Annotated in this window: 1 pseudogene; it reads left to right on the top strand. The window is 75.9% G+C overall.

The window, feature by feature from the left end:
- A pseudogene (locus ACLQ3B_RS33670) lies at positions 1-266 on the top strand (transcription termination factor Rho); the annotation flags it as partial.

Raw genomic sequence — 266 nt, forward strand, 5'->3', positions numbered from 1 at the left:
GGTGGTGACCGTCGTGAGGGCGGTTACCAGGGCGGCGACCGCACCCGCTCCGGCCCGCCGCGCGAGGGCGGCTTCCGTGGCGGCGACCGCCGCGAGGGCGGTTTCCGGGGCGGTGACCGGGACGGTTCGCGTTCCAGCGCCCCCCGTGAGGGTGGCTTCCGTGGTGGCGACCGCGACGGTGGTTTCCGGGGCGGTGACCGGGACGGTTCGCGTTCCAGCGCCCCGCGTGAGGGTGGCTTCCGTGGTGGCGACCGCGACGGTGGTTT

Origin of the sequence: Micromonospora sp. DT53 (genome assembly GCF_049841535.1) — a bacterium.
Taxonomy (GTDB): Bacteria; Actinomycetota; Actinomycetes; order Mycobacteriales; family Micromonosporaceae; genus Micromonospora.